Source organism: Thermosporothrix sp. COM3, assembly GCF_059696735.1.
On sequence record NZ_AP019376.1, the window covers coordinates 6,892,754 to 6,909,687 of the forward strand.

The following is a 16,934-nucleotide window of genomic DNA, read 5'->3' on the forward strand; positions in this document are numbered from 1 at the left end:
CTATAATCATGCTATAGGCCCTGCTCCTTATTGCCCGGGTGTCATTTCTTCTTCCGCCGGGGATTGCTGCTCGCGAAGCTGGCGCTGACGCCGTTCCTGTTGAAGACGGCGGCGCTCTTCTGCTTTACGCAGGGCTTCCGGATCGGCATTGACCGTATTCATAGCGGCCTCGACCCCTTTTTCAAGAATAAATGGGATCAGCTCCGCGGCCCTGTCTTCAGCCTCTGAGAGCTGTGTCAGTTCATCACGGGTCGGAATCCCGAGCACATAATCAACCCCTCGCATATGGGTATTCGCCGGATGCCCGATGCCCACACGAACACGTGGGAACTGATCGGTATGGAGGTAACGAATAATGCTCTTGATGCCGTTGTGCCCTGCGGAACTGCCACCGGTCTTTAAACGAATGCGTCCGGGTGGAAGGTCAAGCTCATCATAGATGACAAGCACATCCTGGGGCTGAAGTTTATACCAGCGAACCAGATCGGCTACGGCTTCACCACTGTTGTTCATGAAGGTGATCGGTTTCACCAGCACTACTTTTTCAGTAGCGAGCGTTGTTTGCGCGATCATAGCCTTGCCTTTACGCTCCCAACGGAGTTGATGCTGTGAGGCAAGGATATCCACAACACGGAAACCAACATTGTGACGGGTACGAGTATACTGATCGCCTGGATTACCCAGACCTACAATTAACTTCATGGGACTCACTTAACGACCATATGCCAGGCGGGTTGCCAGATAGGGGGGCAAACCAGCCTTGATGATCTTCTCCTGCGTTTTCTCGATTTTGTAAGGGACACGGTAGAAGGTGAACCCCTGCTCCGTGTCATAGATCATAAAGGCAGCTCGTGGGTCGCCATCGCGTGGCTGGCCGACGCCACCGGGATTGATGATGGCGCGATATGCCTTCGGCGGGGCCCAATCTCCCTCGGGAGGAATGAGCATCTCATTGGTGACACGCTTGAGCATGTTGCGTGTGAATTGCAGGAGAAACTCCAATTCCTCAACCTCGCGATCAAAAGCCTCTTCTGCGCTCAGTATCACCTCTTCGGGCGTCAGGATGTCAGTTCCGGTTTCCTCGTCCGGTTGCTCAGCATCCGATTGAGAAACCGCTGAAGCTGCCGTTTCTTCGGTCGATGGTGCCTCATCTGTTGAACTGGCCGCTTCAGTATTCTGTTCGCTTCGTTGAGCAGGCATAACGGCGACCATTTCAACTGTGTCTTCCTCGTCCTCGCGTTCGCTGGCCTGAGAGGTCTGGACAGAAGAGTCATACTGTGCGTCGTCATCAAGGGGGATGGTCGGCGTTTCGGCGACATCAAAGGGCTGTTGAAAAATAATGGGGACATGGGTATGCCCGACGAAGCAGAAGCGCGTATGGAAATGCTTGAAGCTCTCTTCGGCGGCCAGCGTGCTGGTCAAATACTCCCAGAGAGGACCGTAAGGACTTCCATGTACGAGCGTACAGGCTCCAATGACAAGCTTTTCTGGAAGGTTTGCAAGAAACTGCTTATGCTCTTCGGTGAGTTGTTCTGCTGTCCACTCGGCTGAAATGCGGGCTGCCTCGCTGAAGTCATTCAGATCTATTTTATTGATCGCTGCCCAGTCATGGTTTCCAGCAATAATCACATCGGTGCGTTCGCGCAGTTTCGCAATGCATTCATTAGGATTGGGCCCATATCCGACCAGATCACCAAGAAACCAGATCTGGTCAATTGGCTCTTCCTGTGCAAGCTCGTCGATTTTTGCCAGTACAGCTTCTAATGCTTCCAAATTTGCGTGTATGTCGGAAAAAATAGCGTAACGCATTCAGTAAACTCTTTTTCAAACTATATAACATAGGAGTGAGTGAAACTATTCTATCATGTTTGCTGCAACCTTTCCAGTGGTTAGCTTGCAAATATAGAGCTATGGATGCATGGTGTAGAAAGAGGTGTGCAGCGGGAGCAGAGGGAGGAGCATAGCGTCTGGTATGCTCCTCAGATGTTTGCTATGCGGCCTGTGATGGCGGCAATGATGGCTGAGAGAAGGCCCAGTCCAGCAGTTCCCGGACGGAGGCGTCTCGTCCCTCTTCGGTCGGACTGTTGAGAATGACGCCCATAAGCGTGTGTCCGTTGCGTTTGGCGGAGAAAACCAGACACCAGCCCGCAACATCGGTGTGTCCGGTTTTGACGCCGGTCATGCCGGTATAGGAGGTCAGTAATTTATTGGTGTTGACCCAGGCATAGGCGTGATTATGCTCGGTTGCCGGGACGGTATACTTCGGCGTCTGCACGATTTCCCGGAAAACCGGGTTTTTCATTGCGTACTCTGTCAGGGTGATAATATCTGCGCCAGACGAGTAGTGTGTTCTCGACGTAGTCAGACCGTCAACGTTTTCGTAGTTGGTATGGAACATATGCAAGCGGCGGGCGAACTGGTTCATACGCTCAACGAAAATCTGCGGGTGTCCATCGGTCAGCGCGTCTGCAATGGCAATAGCCGCATCACCTCCCGAAGGTAGCATCAGACCGTAGAGCATATCCTTCAGCGTAAGTGTATCGCCAACCTGAAGCTGTGCAGAACTGCTGCCCATTTCGATGACATGATCGTACGCATCCTGATGCACTGGAATCAGTTGATTGAGGTCCCCGGTTTGAAGTGCGATCAGGGCTGTCATGATCTTGGTCGTGCTTGCCATTGGCATTGGTTTGGTGCCGTTATGGTTTTCCAGCACATTTCCTGTATCCATATCAACCAGATAGGTGGAAACAGTGTCGTCCTGCTTTGGAGGAGCCGTTTTCACTGTCAGCACGGGCTTTGGCGGCGACGATGACGTCGGAGTAATTGGCAGGGGCGTTTGTGCTTCCATTTGAGAAGAGGGCAGGAAGAGATAGACTGTGTAGCCAATAAGCGCGACAAGGAGAGCACAGCAAACAATAAGCGTTATGACCAGTGTCGTATAAAGTCGATTCTGCTTGCGTTTCATTGGACGCAACACCTTTTACTCCTATTTTTTTTGCTCTATTATATAGATTAACTTGATAATATTTGACAGGTATTATTGAGCGCTCAAACCGAAGATTACTCGCTTTATAACCGTTTAAGCGCTTTCGTAGTGATCAGCTATTGCCTCTTTTCTCTCCGCTGCCTTTCTTGAGCTGGACAGAAGGAGGACACTTAAGTATACAGTTCTACTGGAGTGGATAGCAAAATGATGGGCCTTAGCCAAAGAACAGAATGCAATGCTTCTCGGAAGTCGCTCTGAGCGCTCACGATTCTGAACAGGACAACACGAAGGTGACAGCTTTCACGTGCTGCACTGCCATAATTGTACGTTATGGTATCAATAGAGAGAAGTAGCTTCTTTTAAAAGAAAGGAGAGGAGATTGCATACCCTCCTCTCCAACAGAGTCAGTTTTATTGCAGATCAGGCCACTGGTCGTGGAAGTCGGTCACGCGCTGGAAAGCATCCGCAATGCGCAGAATCGTGCCTTCAGCGAAGTCGTTGCCGAGGAGCTGCAAGCCAACCGGGAGCCCTTCACTGAAGCCCGCAGGAATCGACACGCCACAGATACCCGCCAGGTTCGCCGGGATGGTGAACATGTCCTGAAGGTACATCTGATAGGGATCGGTGATCTCACCAAGTTTGAAGGCTACCGTCGGGCAGGTCGGACTGACTAACGCGTCTACCTTTTTAAAGACATTCACAAAGTCCTGCTTGATCAGGGTGCGAACCTGCTCCGCCCGCTTATAATAGGCATCATAGTAGCCAGCGGAGAGGGCATAGGTGCCAAGCATAATGCGGCGTTTTACCTCAGCTCCGAAGCCGTATTGTCGAGTTTTCTCCATCGCTTCCCACATATCGGAGGTCTCACGATAGGAGTAGCCATATTTCACGCCATCATAACGCGCGAGGTTGGCGCTGGCCTCTGCCGGAGCGACAATATAGTAAGCAGCCAGGCCATATTTTGTGTGTGGAAGCGATACATCAACCAGTTCAGCTCCAAGCTCACGTAGCCGCTCAATGCCCTCGCGGACAACCTTTTCAACGCCGGGCTGAATGCCCTCGACCCAGTATTCGCGAGGAACACCAATGCGTAGCCCTTTGATATTGCCGGTCAGTTCCTTCGTGTAGTCGGTGACTGGTTGGGGCGAACTGGTCGCGTCCTGTGCGTCGTAACCGGCCACCGCCTGAAGCATCAAAGCTGCATCCTGTGCATTACGAGTGAATGGGCCGATCTGGTCGAGCGAGGAGGCAAAGGCAACCAGACCAAAGCGTGAGACGCGCCCGTAGGTTGGCTTGAGGCCGACCACATTACAGAGAGAACCGGGCTGACGAATGGAGCCACCAGTATCGGTGCCATAGGCTCCCATTGCCATGCCTGCGGCGACAGCGGCGGCTGAACCGCCACTACTTCCGCCGGGGGCGCGTTCCAGATCCCAGGGGTTGTGTGTCGGGAAGAAGGCCGAATGCTCGGTAGAAGAACCCATCGCGAACTCGTCCATATTGGTCTTACCGAGCATCACCGCGCCTGCCTTGTTCAGTTTCTCCATGACGGTTGCATTGTAGGGAGGCTTGAAGTTTTCCAGCATGCGGGAGCCGCAGGTTGTAGGAATATCTTTTGTACAGATAACGTCCTTGATCGCAATGGGAATACCGGTTAGCGGAGAGAGGTCTTCGCCGCTGGCAATCCGGCGGTCTGCCTCTTCAGCCTGTTTGAGAGCGAGATCATCGGTTACCAGGGTGTAGGCCTTTACCTGTGGCTCAACGGCCCGAATTCGGTCAAGATGGGCTTTCGTCAGCTCGACCGAAGAGATCTTGCGTTCGCGTAGGAGCCGAGCTGCTTCATGAATTGACAATGTATATAGATCGGTCATAGTTTAGTGTTCTCCCTCCAGCACCACATTCACTTTTAAGCAGTTATCCTCTTGCTCGGGAGCATTGGCGAGCATGACTTCGGGTGGATACGAAGGGCGAGGATTATCCGGGCGTGTAACATTGGTAAGGCGTGAGGCATGAGCGGTAGGAGAAACGCCGCTCACATCTGCTTCTTGTAAGACCTGGATATGCTCAAGAATATTGGAGAGCTGGCTTTGAAAGAGCTCTATTTCTTCCTCACCGAAAGAAAGCTTGGCAAGTTTTGCAACGTTTAATACCGTCTCGCGGTCGATCATCTCTCATCCTCTTTGGAAATCTCTTCTACCAACGAATGTTAAAGCCGCTGAAATGCTCGGTCGGTTCTCGCCAGGCCTCCTGTACCTCAGAGACTGAGGATGCAGCAGGACCACGCCGCAGATGCGAGAGGAGCGTTTCAAGAGCCGGGCGGGGACCTTGAGCTAGCACTTCTACATCACCATTATCGAGATTACGCGTATAGCCGCGCAGACCAAGTGAAGTGGCTTTTTGAACGACAAAATAGCGAAAGCCTACTCCCTGTACCAGTCCACGAACTATCGCAAACAATTCTTCTCTTTTCTTAGAAGTATCGCTCTGGTTCATGGCTTCCATCATAGCATACTCTTGCTTTATAGAATAGCCCCGGAGCAAATTTGCTCATGGTGGTGATGCGCTCCGTGGGCCGGAAGGGATGGGACCGCGCGCCTTCTTGATGGCAAGGCGCATATCATGGGACATGATGCGATAAATGTGTTAGAATAAGCATACAGAAACACCGTGGCAGTTCTTGTAGTCTGTTTCATTCTGTTTTTTCCCCGACACATCGCGAATAGAGAGTTCTCTTCATAGGGACTGTGATAAGATAAGTTACATTCGTCGTATAAAGAATATCGCGGCCATTCCCTGAAGGTGAGTAAGGAAGCTACAAGAAGATCAAGTCTACCTGGGAGATAAACATGCAAGTTCAGGATTTAGCGACCGCTGTTCAGCGTGTTATTGGCAATGTGGAACGTGTTATTGTAGGTAAGGCAGAATCAGTAGCGTTCAGCTTGATCGCTGTTATCTGTCACGGTCATATTTTGATTGAAGATGTTCCCGGCGTTGGGAAAACTGTCTTGACAAAAGCAATTGCCCGTTCAATTGGCTGTTCCTTTAAACGAATTCAGTTTACTCCGGATCTCTTGCCCAGTGATGTCACCGGGGTCTCGATTTATAATCAAAAGAATGGCAATTTTGAATTTCGCCCGGGACCGATTATGGCGCAAATTGTGCTGGCCGATGAGGTCAACCGCGCGACACCGAAGACCCAGTCGGCGTTGTTGGAGGCGATGGAAGAGAATCAGATCACGGTTGATGGTGTGACCTATCAACTGCCACAACCATTTATGGTGATGGCAACGCAAAACCCGATTGAATATGAAGGCACTTTTCCTCTGCCAGAAGCACAGCTTGACCGCTTTATGATGAATATTAAACTGGGATATCCTCAACCGACCGATGAAGTCAATATTCTCGATAGTCAGCAGCATCATCACCCGCTGGATGATATTGCACAGATTATGACGGCTGAAGAATTGCTTCAGATTCAAGAACAGGTACGTACGATTCACGTGGATCCCTCTATTCGTGAGTACATTGTGGCAATAGCAAACGCGACTCGTAATCATCAGAATATCTATCTGGGAGCCAGCCCGCGCGGTTCACTGGCGCTCTTTCGCGCAGCTCAGGCTCTGGCAGCGATTCGCGGCAGGAGCTATGTGATTCCCGATGATGTGAAAGCACTGGTCAAACCGACTCTGGCCCATCGTATCATTGTGACGCCTGCCGCACGTGTGCGCTCGATTTCATCAACAGCGATTCTTGATGAGATTTTGCAGAGTGTACCCGTCCCCAATGCCTGGGTGAGCGGCGGAAAGGGGCGCTAGGCTTATGCGTCCCTGGCAGGCCATTCTTCTTATCCTGATCCTGGCTTTTCTTGCGATTAGTAGCGGCTGGAAGGTCTTCTATGTGTTGCTCTATGTGCTGCTTGCGCTCTTTCTGCTCTCCTGGGTATGGGCGCGATACAGCTTGCGCAAACTGGTCTTTCGTCGCTCTGGTGGAGGAGGCCGCATTCAGGTAGGAGAACCATTTGATGAGCGTCTGATGCTGGATAATCTCAGCATTATGCCGAAGCTCTGGGTCCAGATTGTCGATGGTTCGACCTTGCCCGGACACCGTGCCGGTTATGTCGCCAGTATAGGGGGAAGAAAACGCGCCATGTGGCGTGCGAGGACTATTTGTCGCCAGCGGGGACGCTTTCAACTCGGGCCTGTTTCAGCGACCAGTGGAGATCCCTTCGGCCTGTTTCGACGACGTATCTCGCTTGCGTCCTCTGCTGAACTGCTGGTGCTTCCTCAGGTATTGCCGATCACTTCCTTTGCTCTCTTTTCAGGTGGCTTACCCGGAAGAGGGAAGAGCTCTCGCAAGGCGCTACAGACGACAACAAATGCAACCACGATTCGTGAATATGTCAGTGGCGATTCTTTGAGCCGCATTCACTGGCGCTCAAGTGCTCACTATAATAAACTTATGGTCAAGGAGTTCGACCTTGATCCTGCGGTCGATGTCTGGATCTTTCTTGATCTGAATGAGGCTGTGCAGGCAGGGGAGGGCGAACATTCCACCGAAGAATACGGGGTGACGCTGGCCGCAAGCATTGCTGTGTATTTGTTGCGCCAGGATCTTTCGGTTGGCTTGATCGTTAATGGTGAGCACCGTGAAAATCTGCCGCTCGATCGCGGTGATCGTCAGATCGAGCGAGTGCTTGAATTACTGGCTGTGGTACGGGCTGGAAGGGGGCCCGAATTGCGCGAAATGCTTGCAGTGGATTCGTTCCATCTTGGGCGAAACACTGCTGCAATTGTGATTACTCCGTCCAATTCGCGAGATTGGCATATTGGTGTACAGCAGTTGCAGCGAAGAGGGGTACAGGTCGCAGTCGTTGGTTTAAATGCTGCATCATTTGATGAGAGTCCTGAGGATGAAGATAGCCTGGCTCTTCTGGAAGGAGCCGGGGTTCCTGTGTTGCGTGTGAAAAGCCATGATGCCCTTGCGCAGGTGCTGGAAGGCGGACCCACCACACGCTATGCCCTACGGAGGTAAAGAGACATGCAAGATGCAGCGGTCGATAAGTTGTTAAAGACAATTACGCGGCAGCCCAAAAAAAATGAGAAGCCCTATCGACGCAGGCAGTTTGAGCTGCATTTTAGCCTTGATGAAGGCTGGTTCTCCCTTATTCTGGTCGCTGCTGTCGTCTTCAGTACCATCTGGTGCATTCAGGTGGTCAACTGGGTCGATCATCTACAGGTACTCACGCTTACTGCGTTCTTCGGTCTGATTCTGGGCGTTTTTACTGCCAAACAGAAACAGTTCCCGCGTTTTCTGTCGTATCTGTGCTCTTTCCTCTTCGGGCTTCTGCTCGCCTACTGGCAGACGGCAGCAAGCTACTATCAGGGAGACTTTGTCGCCTTCGCACAGAATGGCCTCTGGACGTGGTGGACGCAAGCTGTGTTGCGTGGTGGCTTTGGGGATGATAACTCGATCTACTTTTTCTTCATCCTGCTGCTTGGTTACCTCCTGGCCTATATCAGTGCATGGCTTGTTTATCGCACGCGAAGCCCCTGGCTGATGATTGTTGCGAATGCCACTGTGCTCTTGATTAACCTGAACAATGCGCCTACCGGGGTGATTATCTTCCTGGTTGTCTTTCTGCTGGCTGCCTTGCTGTTGTTGTTGCGCTTCAATTTGTATGAGTCAATGCAGCGCTGGAATCGTCTTGGGTTACGTCATGCCGACGATCTGAGCTGGGATATCATGCAGTTTGGCTCGCTGATCTCGGTCGTCATTTTGATCGGTTCCTGGATCTTGCCTGCCAGCTATGCAGATCCGCTGCTGTCTCAAATCTGGAATGATAGCGAAAGTCCCTGGGTACAGTTTCAGAACACTGTCAATCGCATCATCTCGACGAATGGCGGCGCCAACGCTTCCAATCGGGGGAACTTTAGAGATACTCTCGCGTTGGGAGGCAATCCGAACCTGAATGATGAAGTCGTGTTTCGCTTTAAGAGTGATGATGCGGGCCAGTACCTTGCGTCAGTAAGCTACGACTACTATACCGGGCGTTCCTGGATGAGCACGCAAACCGGCTCTCAGAACATCAAGGCGAACACGCTTCAGCCGGGGAACGCTGCCGGCACCAAAACGATCAAGCAGACAATCAGAGTGGTGAATCCGCCAAGTCAGCAATATCCCTACCTGTTTGGGGCCTCTGAGATTGTCAAGGTTGATCGTGGGGCGACCGTGCTGATTAGTCGCCGTGCACCAGGGGAAATTGTGGCCTGGCTCGGTCAGAACGGGTATCTAACGACGGGGACAACCTATACTGTTGAATCGGCGATCTCGAATGTAGATAAGGTAACCTTACGTAAGGTACCCTTACCTGCTGATGCACCGTCCAGTGCGCAGCGTGAAGAAGATGCGGTTAATGTCTACGCGCCGCAAATTGTCGAGACCTATACGCAGCTTCCCAAAGAGTTTGACCCGGAGATCAAGAAGCTGGCACTCAGCATCACTGCCGGAAAGCAGTCTATGTATGATAAGGTTGAGGCTATAGAGTCCTACCTGCGTCAGAATTATCGGTATAATCTGGATGTACAGCCGCCCTCGACCGGAGATCCTACTTCCTGGTTCCTCTTCCACAGCAAGAAGGAGGGCTACTGTAACTACTTCGCCTCGGCAATGACGTTGATGTTGCGTTCGGTTGGTATTCCTGCACGTGTTGTAGCTGGATATACAAACGGCGATTATGATGCCGGTGCCGGGGAGCGTGTGGTCAAGGGTAAAGATGCGCATGCATGGTCACAGGTCTACTTTGCGGGCTACGGTTGGATTAATTTTGAACCATCCTCTGGATTTGGCACCTTCTATCGTCCAGAGACCACAAGTAGCGGGAGTGTTGGCCTGCCTCTCCCGGGGCAACAGGGAAATAATGATCCCTCAACGCAGAATCATAATATGAATGATAAGCTGCATCAGCTCGAAGAGGATGCTGGCGGCGGTAACTACGCAAACGACCAGCAGGTGAATATCGGGCGCTCATTTAGCTTTATCATTGGCAGTCTGGTTCTGGCGCTGCTGTTTGGCGGCATCTTCTTTGCCATCTGGTGGCGGCGGTTGTTCCGTAACTATAGCTTTGCGACTCAGGTGTATGGGCGTATCTGTTTGCTGGCAGACTGGGCAGGTATCAAGCTAGCGCCCTCGCAGACGCCGCTTGAACGAATGGAAGAGATTTCCCGGGCCACGCCTGCGCATGCAACAACACTGCAACGGCTTGGAGACATCTATGTGCGCGAACAGTGGGCCGATCCACAGAGTGCAGAACATCCCAGACGCAGCGGAGAAGTGCATGAGTTGCCGGGTCTCTGGCGCAGACTTCAGCCGCAGCTTTTCTTCTATGTGCTGAAACATCCCTCGGTTGTCAGAAGCATCCCCCGGGCTCTCAGTGGTGCGATGCGGTCGTTACGACAACGAAGGCGCAAAAACAGAGAGTTTGAAGACGATCTATAAGACAATCGATGTAAATCCTTGACCAAATGAATAGGTTTTGCGTACACTATAGATTGCAGCCTGTATAGATGAGTTTTCAGGCTGCAATCTCTGTTTGTGGTAGACTATGCGGGAGGTACTTATGACCGTTCAAGAAGCTCTGGATAATGAGCAGGCGCTGCTGGAAACATCAAAGCCTGAGTGGGGATTAACGGTTCCGGGCGCGACACCCGTCCAGATGCAGAAGCTTGATCTGGCTCGACATTCGGTAAAGGCTCCGGGAGAGTCAAAATTCAGTCACTATGTTGTGGCAACGTTTGATGACCGGGGACTCGGTCGCGGCTTTGTCACCGCTATTTATCCGCAGCAAGGCGGCTATCTGACTATGTATCGGTTGCAGGTTGCTGAGCTGCACAGTGAGACGCAAGAAGAGGCGGTGCAAAATCATCGCCGCTGTATTGAGATGATTCAGCAGGGCAAGCTCAAACAGTTCCTGGCTTCTCTGACAAATGCATAGTGCCTGTTCAGGATCTTCTTTTCTACGGGCAGAAAGCCGCTAAGAGGGCTCTGAAGAAGGGTGCAATCGGTATATGAAAACCCTTGACAGAGCCCCGTGCCGTCCGTATACTTAGAACGTGGGGATTGCTGTGTTGCAATCCCCGTAAAAGACCCCCGAAAATACAGCGTTTGAGCAATAAAGAAACTGGAAAGTGAAACGTACCGATGTTACTGGAAAGGAGCACGCAAGCATGATTATGCAGATTTTATCCCATCATGCCTTTAAACCTGCTGCGGGTATGCTATGCCTTGCGGTGCCTTTCTCTGCTTTCCAGGTGAATCAGATCGATGGATTCGCACCTATTGGCATGAGCCGTCAGCGCGATTTCGGGGCCCATAGCGTCAGTATGCCCAATTTGAGGGGAGATCCTCCAGCACGAGGTGTAGATGTTTAAAGAACGTGCAACCCTCAAGCCGTGGGCTACTGATTGAACGAGAATCAGTCCCACGGTTTTTTTATTGTATGTGGGGGCGAGACGCTGGCGGGATGCCAGGGAAAGTAAGGAGGGAAGCCTGTATAACGGTCGTCTGTTTGCGTGTATGTGTGTATGTATGTTCGTCTCTATGAGCGTGGTAAGAGGAAGCGATTGAGTGTTGCAAGCTATCAGGGAAGGAGTCAGTATGGCTGTTCATGAAGTACCTGTCTATACCGGTCTGGTGAAAGATATCAAGCTGGATACGACCAAAGATGCGGTTGTCATTGAGAATGTGTCAAAGGTCTTTAAGAAATCTCGCCCCTTCTGGGAGTGGTTCCGTGCGGATAAGAAGCGTGATGAGCGTACTATCTGGGCTGTAGACCACGTCAGTTTGAACGTGAAACGAGGAGAGATTGTCGGTATTCTGGGGGCGAACGGTTCGGGGAAATCGACCTTGATTCGCATGCTCTCTACGCTGCTGATCCCGGATGAAGGGCACATTTCCATCTTTGGCTATGACGTCATCAAAGATGAGCGCATGGTCCAGCGTTTGATTAATCGCGTCAGTGTGGAGGCCTCGTTCTTTAAGCGGCTCTCTCCAATGGAGAACCTGCTGTATGCGGCGCGCCTGTATAACATGTCGGGGGCAGAGGCTCGTGCCAATATTAAAGCGATCCTGGCCCGACTCGGCATCAAGCCTGATCGTATTCATGCGCCCTTAGAGAATATGTCGCGAGGAATGCAGCAGAAAGTAGCAATCGCACGTGCTTTCCTTACCTCGCCTGTGGTGTTGCTGCTGGATGAGCCCACGACCGGCCTGGACCCGCGCTCAAAGCTCGATGTGCAGAAATTTGTGTATGAGCTCCGTGAGCAGCATGACGCGACCATTCTGATTACAACCCATGATATGGATGAGGCCGACGCGCTCTGTGACCGGGTCGCCATCATTGATCAGGGGAAGATTATGGCACTGGGAACAACCGCTGAGTTGAAGCAACATGTTGCGAGACTGATGAATCGCGAGAAGCCGGTGAGCATGAACGAGGTCTTTATGCACTACACGGCCTCACACCTGATCACCGAGGAAGATATTGCGCGCTATGGCAGTTGGGAGAAAGCCTTTGAAGCGCTTGAGGCGCAGCGTGAAGAAGAAGACGAAGAGTAAAACGAGGGGGAAAGAATGGCCGCTCTGATGCATGCTGGTCGTGCAACCTATGCCTTTTTTGAACGAAACTGGAATCTTACGAAGAGGTATCTGGCCTGGGAAGTCGTCTGGGTGATCTTCAATATTGTCAACTCGCTTTCGGTGACATTTATTGGTTTGAGTGCGAAGCAGTTCGCGCCGCAGATGGTCAATCATCTGATCCTGACTTTTCTGATCGGTTCCTCGGTCTGGACATACCTGAGCGTGACCTTTGAAGGGGTCACAGATATGATTACCATTGAGCGCTGGGAGGGAACGATTGAGCACACGTTCATGGCTCCTATTTCGCGCTTTACCCACCTGGTTGGGAGCTGCTGGTATGCGGTAGCGCATGGTCTGCTCTTTACTGCGGTGCAGTTGTTGGTGGTCTGTGCATTCTTCAGTCTGGATTTGAGTCATGCAAATTACCTCTCTGCCATCTTCATTATGTTGTTAGGGAGCATCTCGTTTATCGGGATGGGGATTGGCGCGTCGATTCTGCCGCTGCTCTTTACGGAACGCGGGACACAGATGTCTTTTATCGTGCGGGCTGTCCTGTTGTTGGTGTCGGGTGTGTACTATCCAATTGATGTGCTACCGGTCTGGATGCAGTATATGGCGTATGTTTCGCCTGCGACCTATGTGATCCAGGGACTGAAAGAGGCGTTAATCAATGGCGCGTCTATCTGGTCGCCGGTCATGTGGGCAAACACCTGGCCTCTGATTATTGCTGGTATTGTGACGATTCCTGTGGGGATTTACATCTTTGGTATCGCCGAGCGTTACGCCAAGCGGACCGGAAAACTGAAACGAAATGGCTAAGATAGATTGGGGGAAGAAGCGCTTCTTCCCCCTGGAACAGGAAATAGAGAGTAATGGAAAACCTTCCCGCGCACTGGACGATTCGCCCGGTCACGCTGGCCGACGCAGCGGCTGTCACGAAGCTAATACAGCGCTCCGAACTGGCTCGTCTGGGAGAGACGGATACCATTCAAGATGAGATTGAAGCCTGGTGGAGACGACATGAGGCCAGCCTTGAGCAGAATAGCTGGCTGGTCAAGACAGAGAACGACACACTGGCGGGGGTAGCCTTGCTTTACGACAGAAAGTATGGGGTGCTTGAGTTCGAGGTGTTTGTGGCTCCCGAGCTGGTAGAGACCGGGCTTGAAACCTATCTCTTACATCTGTGTGAGAAGCGAGCGGGCGAGCTGGTTCCTCTGGCTCCTGAAGGGGCAAAGGTGGCCTTGCATGCCTGGTTTGATCGCGAAGATAGCGCAAGGTGGGAGCTCCTTGAGCAGCATGGTTATGCGCCGGGCCGCTATTTCTGGCAGATGGGCATTCAGTTGAAAGAGCAGCCTTCCGCGCCGCAATGGGCTGACGGAATTACCGTACGAACGCTGACGCCTGGTATGGAACGTGCGATCTTTGAAGCCAAAGAAGAGGCTTTCAAGGATCATTGGGGCCATACTCCTACTACTTTTGAAGAGTGGGTGCAACATACCTTTCAACGGAAGAATATGGATCCCTCGCTCTGGTTCCTGGCAATGGATGGTGATGAGATTGCCGGACTGGCGCTCTGTAGTGATGAGACACCCTACGATCAGGGCGGATGGGTGAATGTGTTAGGAGTACGTCGCCCGTGGAGGCGCAAGAGTATTGGTCTGGCCTTGTTGCACCAGGCCTTTGGCGAGTTTTATCAGCGGGGGATTTCGGACGTTTATCTGAATGTAGATGCGAGGAGCCTGACCGGTGCCACACGCCTGTATGAGCGGGCTGGCATGCGCAAAGTCAAAGAGTACGTGATGATGGAGATGCTTCTGCGCGACGGGATCGATCTGACAGTTCAGCGATTGGAAGATGAAAACTGAAAGAGTTATGCTCTTTCGTGTGCAACTGAAATGCCAGGTTATTGAAATAGTGAGAAGGTCATAGAGGATGAGTTTGTATGTGGCTGTTCACCTCTGCCAATCGCTTAAATAGATAGAGAAAGGAGTGGCGCTTGTGAATTGGAGAAATATGCCACCTCTCCTTTGTGGTAGAGGAGAGCAAGAATAATGTCATTGAGGATAGAAGCTATGGACCGAGCGGAGAAGCGGAAGGAATGGGCAGAGGTGGTATGCAGTGCGCAAGCGCCAGGTGGGTGAAGGCGTGCTGTAAAATCCACCTGTCTCCGGCTCTACGAAGAGGTTTTGAGTGCAGTGACTGTCCCCACTGGGCTCATAAGCGAAATGGAGAACCAGCAATGCGAGTACGTCTGCACAATTTAGCAGCGAAGCGCCCGGTCAGCGAAGATCTGGAGGCGGTAATAGAGCTAATGCATGAGTGCGAGAAAGCTGATAAGGGTTTTGTTGAGAAGACAGAAGAGAGTTTACGCGAGCGCTGGCAGGCTGCACACTTTAACCTGAATGCAGATGCCTGGCTCATTACAACGAACAAGGGACATATTGCAGGATATTCGGATGTATGGCGCATGGAGAACGGAAGGCTCCGGGCTTCGGTGTATGTACATCCTGCCTATAGAGGCCGAGGGGTTGGCACATTGTTACTCTGGTTGAACGAGGAGCGGGCCCGCCAGTTAATGTGGGGCATCCCTGCTCATATTCAGGTCTCATTGCAGTACATCGTTGATGGCACCCATAGGACAGCGAAACGACTGCTAGAGCGCGAGGGGTATCACTGTGAGCGACCTTTCTGGCGGGTCCATATCAACATGAACACGTCGTTCTTGCAAGAACTGAACAATGGCAAGGAAGGTGAAACACTGGCAGTGGAGCTCGTTGTTGACCCCGAGAAAGCGGCAGCTACTCCCGGGAATAAGCCCTATGCGGCTCGCCAGTATTGCACATATGAGAAAGTCTTGCGAGCGGCTGTGAAGGCCGAGAAAGTGGTGAAGGAAGAGCACCACTACGTCTCAGCATAGGGAAACACATGCTGTGAGGTGTCGGGGAGGGGTGCAGGCGTTATTTGTTGCCGTACTCCTCTTTCTGTCTCTTTGAAGGGATAAGTATGCTGTCAGGAAGGAGGTGAGAAGGAATGCTTTTCGCGACAGCAATGGCCCAGGGAGCAGCAAGCGATGGAATGCGCATATTTCTCATTGTCCTGTTGTGCATTGGTATCGCGCTGATCCTGGTAGGAGGAATCCTTGCCTGCTATACATGGTATAACTACCGTAAGGCCAGGGCGCATGGGAGGTAGCCAGCCCTCTCCTGGCCTCGGGCGGGGATTATGAGAGAGGTTGAATAAACTCAACACGGTTGCCGAAAGGATCGCGAAACTCAAAGCGATCGAAGCCGGGAATAGCGACCGAATCCAGAATTTGAATACCGTTTGCTTCCAGCTTTTGGCGCCAGCCCGCCAGATCTGTCACCTGATAGGCAATATGTGATTTTGTGGTTGTGCGGTCGAAACCATCTTCTGTGCCAACATGCACCTGTCTATCTCCCACCTGAAGCCAGAAGCCGCCTCGCCCCTTGAGCGAAGCGGGCTTTTCAATCTCCGGCAATCCCAAAACGGTACAGTAAAACCAGCGTCCCTGCTCTTCAGCTCCCCGTGGGATCGTAATTTGAACGTGGTGTACTCCCTGAATAGTCACGTCAGTCTCTTCCTTTTCTTTTACTTGATGGGCTCCTAGCGCCCTTTAACGATGCGTTCGATGTCTCGCTTGACGTCACGCTCGGTAATGGCCTGACGCTTATCATAGATTTTCTTACCGCGACATAGCCCGAGCTCAATTTTGGCACGTCCGCCCTTGAGGTAGAGCTTGAGCGGGATCAACGTCAGTCCCTTTGTCTGTACGCGCCCGACGAGCTGGTTGATCTCGCGTTTGTGGAGAAGCAGTTTTCGCCGCCGCAGGGGGTCATGATTGAAAATGTTGCCATGCTCATAAGGCGAGATATGCGCATTTTCCAGCCAGACCTCTCCATTGCGGATAATCGCGTAGGAACCGCGCAATTGTACCTTGCCATCGCGAATCGACTTGATTTCGGTTCCGGCCAGCACAATTCCTGCCTCCACGGTGCGCTCAACGGTATAATCATGATATGCCTGCCGATTGACCGCGATAACTTTGTTACTGGCTTGCTCTTTTGTTTCCTGAGCCTTTTTCTTCGTACTTGCTTTTGCCATATAAAAAAACTCCTGGTGAATAAATGCTACAGGTTGAGGATGCCATGCAGCAGGGACACTGCGACTGGCCCAGATGCAGGAGACGCCACCGCAGGAGGTCTTTCTACACAGGAGCGATACCTGTTGCTTCCCTTGACCCGGAAGCAACGAAAGACCTACGATTGGGAATGAGGGTATTATATTATTTTTG

General features: G+C 51.8%; 18 protein-coding genes. 10 read left to right on the top strand and 8 right to left on the bottom strand.

Going from position 1 to position 16,934, the window contains the following annotated elements; genetic code table 11:
* Window positions 1-27: 27 nt before the first annotated feature.
* The 6 genes from pth to KTH_RS29500 form a co-directional block, all read right to left on the bottom strand.
* Window positions 28-702, bottom strand: a complete 675-nt coding sequence (gene pth, locus KTH_RS29475) for an aminoacyl-tRNA hydrolase (RefSeq protein WP_111326005.1) — start codon at window positions 700-702, stop codon at window positions 28-30.
* A gap of 9 nt (window positions 703-711) precedes the next feature.
* Window positions 712-1,809: a metallophosphoesterase family protein gene (locus KTH_RS29480; protein ID WP_111326006.1), complete on the bottom strand. Its 1,098-nt coding sequence runs from the start codon at window positions 1,807-1,809 to the stop codon at window positions 712-714.
* A 181-nt stretch (window positions 1,810-1,990) separates the two neighbouring features.
* Entirely contained in the window at window positions 1,991-2,968 is a 978-nt protein-coding gene (locus KTH_RS29485; RefSeq protein ID WP_111326007.1) for a serine hydrolase, read from the bottom strand.
* Between the two features lie 431 nt (window positions 2,969-3,399).
* On the bottom strand, window positions 3,400-4,860 hold the full coding sequence (gene gatA / locus KTH_RS29490) for an Asp-tRNA(Asn)/Glu-tRNA(Gln) amidotransferase subunit GatA (RefSeq protein ID WP_111326008.1): 1,461 nt from the start codon (window positions 4,858-4,860) through the stop codon (window positions 3,400-3,402).
* 3 nt (window positions 4,861-4,863) lie between these two features.
* Complete coding sequence (gene gatC / locus KTH_RS29495) at window positions 4,864-5,157, bottom strand: Asp-tRNA(Asn)/Glu-tRNA(Gln) amidotransferase subunit GatC (RefSeq protein ID WP_111326009.1); 294 nt, start codon at window positions 5,155-5,157, stop codon at window positions 4,864-4,866.
* A 25-nt stretch (window positions 5,158-5,182) separates the two neighbouring features.
* A complete protein-coding gene (locus KTH_RS29500) occupies window positions 5,183-5,494 on the bottom strand; it encodes an acylphosphatase (protein ID WP_211326385.1) in 312 nt (103 codons plus the stop codon).
* Window positions 5,495-5,835: 341 nt separating this feature from the next.
* Between KTH_RS29500 and KTH_RS29505 the strand changes: the two genes are divergently transcribed.
* The 10 genes from KTH_RS29505 (at window position 5,836) to KTH_RS29550 (ending at window position 15,814) form a co-directional block, all read left to right on the top strand.
* Window positions 5,836-6,804, top strand: a complete 969-nt coding sequence (locus tag KTH_RS29505; RefSeq protein WP_497622461.1) for an AAA family ATPase — start codon at window positions 5,836-5,838, stop codon at window positions 6,802-6,804.
* A 4-nt stretch (window positions 6,805-6,808) separates the two neighbouring features.
* Window positions 6,809-8,020 (top strand): DUF58 domain-containing protein, encoded by a 1,212-nt coding sequence (locus KTH_RS29510; RefSeq protein WP_497622463.1) that lies wholly within the window; start codon window positions 6,809-6,811, stop codon window positions 8,018-8,020.
* Window positions 8,021-8,026: 6 nt separating this feature from the next.
* The gene (locus KTH_RS29515; protein ID WP_497622465.1) at window positions 8,027-10,483 is read left to right on the top strand and encodes a transglutaminase TgpA family protein; all 2,457 of its coding nucleotides are present in this window, start codon (window positions 8,027-8,029) and stop codon (window positions 10,481-10,483) included.
* A gap of 121 nt (window positions 10,484-10,604) precedes the next feature.
* Window positions 10,605-10,979 (top strand): hypothetical protein, encoded by a 375-nt coding sequence (locus KTH_RS29520; RefSeq protein WP_111326013.1) that lies wholly within the window; start codon window positions 10,605-10,607, stop codon window positions 10,977-10,979.
* A 232-nt stretch (window positions 10,980-11,211) separates the two neighbouring features.
* The gene (locus tag KTH_RS29525; RefSeq protein ID WP_111326014.1) at window positions 11,212-11,415 is read left to right on the top strand and encodes a hypothetical protein; all 204 of its coding nucleotides are present in this window, start codon (window positions 11,212-11,214) and stop codon (window positions 11,413-11,415) included.
* 226 nt (window positions 11,416-11,641) lie between these two features.
* A complete protein-coding gene (locus KTH_RS29530; protein ID WP_111326015.1) occupies window positions 11,642-12,601 on the top strand; it encodes an ABC transporter ATP-binding protein in 960 nt (319 codons plus the stop codon).
* Window positions 12,602-12,616: 15 nt separating this feature from the next.
* The gene (locus tag KTH_RS29535) at window positions 12,617-13,441 is read left to right on the top strand and encodes an ABC transporter permease (RefSeq protein ID WP_111326016.1); all 825 of its coding nucleotides are present in this window, start codon (window positions 12,617-12,619) and stop codon (window positions 13,439-13,441) included.
* A gap of 53 nt (window positions 13,442-13,494) precedes the next feature.
* A complete protein-coding gene (locus tag KTH_RS29540; RefSeq protein ID WP_497622468.1) occupies window positions 13,495-14,487 on the top strand; it encodes a GNAT family N-acetyltransferase in 993 nt (330 codons plus the stop codon).
* A 374-nt stretch (window positions 14,488-14,861) separates the two neighbouring features.
* Complete coding sequence (locus KTH_RS29545; RefSeq protein WP_497622470.1) at window positions 14,862-15,539, top strand: GNAT family N-acetyltransferase; 678 nt, start codon at window positions 14,862-14,864, stop codon at window positions 15,537-15,539.
* Between the two features lie 113 nt (window positions 15,540-15,652).
* Window positions 15,653-15,814, top strand: coding sequence for a hypothetical protein (locus KTH_RS29550; protein ID WP_497622471.1), 162 nt, complete (start codon window positions 15,653-15,655; stop codon window positions 15,812-15,814).
* Window positions 15,815-15,842: 28 nt separating this feature from the next.
* On the opposite strand, the gene KTH_RS29555 is transcribed toward KTH_RS29550, so the two are convergent.
* Window positions 15,843-16,211, bottom strand: a complete 369-nt coding sequence (locus KTH_RS29555; protein ID WP_111326019.1) for a VOC family protein — start codon at window positions 16,209-16,211, stop codon at window positions 15,843-15,845.
* A gap of 35 nt (window positions 16,212-16,246) precedes the next feature.
* Window positions 16,247-16,744 (bottom strand): SsrA-binding protein SmpB, encoded by a 498-nt coding sequence (smpB, locus tag KTH_RS29560; RefSeq protein WP_111326020.1) that lies wholly within the window; start codon window positions 16,742-16,744, stop codon window positions 16,247-16,249.
* Between the last annotated feature and the right edge of the window lie 190 nt (window positions 16,745-16,934).

Bases quoted from the DNA above. Each gene is read 5' to 3' on its own strand.
- KTH_RS29520 (WP_111326013.1), top strand. From the start codon at position 10,605: ATGACCGTTCAAGAAGCTCTGGATAATGAGCAGGCGCTGCTGGAAACA.
- gatC (WP_111326009.1), bottom strand. From the start codon at position 5,157: ATGATCGACCGCGAGACGGTATTAAACGTTGCAAAACTTGCCAAGCTT.
- KTH_RS29500 (WP_211326385.1), bottom strand. From the start codon at position 5,494: ATGATGGAAGCCATGAACCAGAGCGATACTTCTAAGAAAAGAGAAGAA.
- KTH_RS29535 (WP_111326016.1), top strand. From the start codon at position 12,617: ATGGCCGCTCTGATGCATGCTGGTCGTGCAACCTATGCCTTTTTTGAA.
- KTH_RS29530 (WP_111326015.1), top strand. From the start codon at position 11,642: ATGGCTGTTCATGAAGTACCTGTCTATACCGGTCTGGTGAAAGATATC.
- gatA (WP_111326008.1), bottom strand. From the start codon at position 4,860: ATGACCGATCTATATACATTGTCAATTCATGAAGCAGCTCGGCTCCTA.
- KTH_RS29480 (WP_111326006.1), bottom strand. From the start codon at position 1,809: ATGCGTTACGCTATTTTTTCCGACATACACGCAAATTTGGAAGCATTA.
- KTH_RS29545 (WP_497622470.1), top strand. From the start codon at position 14,862: ATGCGAGTACGTCTGCACAATTTAGCAGCGAAGCGCCCGGTCAGCGAA.
- KTH_RS29485 (WP_111326007.1), bottom strand. From the start codon at position 2,968: ATGAAACGCAAGCAGAATCGACTTTATACGACACTGGTCATAACGCTT.
- KTH_RS29505 (WP_497622461.1), top strand. From the start codon at position 5,836: ATGCAAGTTCAGGATTTAGCGACCGCTGTTCAGCGTGTTATTGGCAAT.
- KTH_RS29550 (WP_497622471.1), top strand. From the start codon at position 15,653: ATGCTTTTCGCGACAGCAATGGCCCAGGGAGCAGCAAGCGATGGAATG.
- pth (WP_111326005.1), bottom strand. From the start codon at position 702: ATGAAGTTAATTGTAGGTCTGGGTAATCCAGGCGATCAGTATACTCGT.
- KTH_RS29510 (WP_497622463.1), top strand. From the start codon at position 6,809: ATGCGTCCCTGGCAGGCCATTCTTCTTATCCTGATCCTGGCTTTTCTT.
- KTH_RS29540 (WP_497622468.1), top strand. From the start codon at position 13,495: ATGGAAAACCTTCCCGCGCACTGGACGATTCGCCCGGTCACGCTGGCC.
- KTH_RS29515 (WP_497622465.1), top strand. From the start codon at position 8,027: ATGCAAGATGCAGCGGTCGATAAGTTGTTAAAGACAATTACGCGGCAG.
- KTH_RS29525 (WP_111326014.1), top strand. From the start codon at position 11,212: ATGATTATGCAGATTTTATCCCATCATGCCTTTAAACCTGCTGCGGGT.
- smpB (WP_111326020.1), bottom strand. From the start codon at position 16,744: ATGGCAAAAGCAAGTACGAAGAAAAAGGCTCAGGAAACAAAAGAGCAA.